We start from the raw sequence: 282 nt of genomic DNA on the forward strand, positions 1-282 counted from the left end.
AAAAATCAATCAGATTTCTTCGAGGCTGCCTTTGTTCTATATCAATTTTGATACGGAAGTGTATCTGCATATGGATTGGGACAGATGTCATGAAGATTATGTCTATGATGACTGGTTTTCAAAGGCAATGGATTTTGGGTATTTAATACCGGACGAATTCTGTTACTGGAAAATTGAAGGGCGGGATTATTGGAAATTTAGACAATTATAAATATAAGCAAGCCATAGCTTGTATGAATTCAAAAGGCCGTCTGAGACCTTTGCAAAATTCCCCAAAATCCC

General features: G+C 36.5%; 1 pseudogene. It reads left to right on the forward strand.

Annotated features, from left to right (window positions below):
- Positions 1–211: pseudogene (locus HMPREF2907_RS08705) on the forward strand (hypothetical protein); the annotation flags it as partial.
- Between the last annotated feature and the right edge of the window lie 71 nt (positions 212–282).

Source organism: Neisseria sp. HMSC055H02, from assembly GCF_001813335.1.
GTDB lineage: Bacteria > Pseudomonadota > Gammaproteobacteria > Burkholderiales > Neisseriaceae > Neisseria > Neisseria sicca_C.